Source organism: Bacillus pretiosus (assembly GCF_051294775.1).
Lineage (GTDB): Bacteria > Bacillota > Bacilli > Bacillales > Bacillaceae_G > Bacillus_A > Bacillus_A wiedmannii.
The window spans coordinates 1-310 of record NZ_JBPPHF010000147.1 but is presented as its reverse complement, the minus strand read 5'-3'; the positions used below and the strand labels follow the sequence as shown (position 1 = coordinate 310).

The following is a 310-nucleotide window of genomic DNA, read 5'->3' as shown; positions in this document are numbered from 1 at the left end:
GTTTACAACAATCTGATACAATTGCACAACGAAAAATCCCTGTGCGGATATCCATTATATAGTACGAAAATCTTTCATGCTTTCTCCAAGTATATAGTGTGAAAACCACATCAAGTTCTGCTTCATAATAGCCACATTCATTCCTGGCTGATTCGAACTATATGCCATTCCTTTAAATATAATTAACTCCGTATCAACTTCCATATCACTTAACCCTTCATATAGCTCATATGCATTTGTAATTGGAATTCTTACATCCTTTTCCCCATGTTGAATTAAGGTAGGCGTACAGGCTGATTTAATATATGTC

General features: G+C 34.8%; 1 protein-coding gene. It reads right to left on the bottom strand.

Annotation, left to right across the window (positions count from 1 at the left end):
- Positions 1 to 54 precede the first annotated feature (54 nt).
- Positions 55 to 310, bottom strand: a 256-nt coding sequence (locus ACSG5Z_RS30245; protein WP_435712782.1) for an alpha/beta hydrolase family protein, incomplete at its 5' end; no start/stop codon positions are given.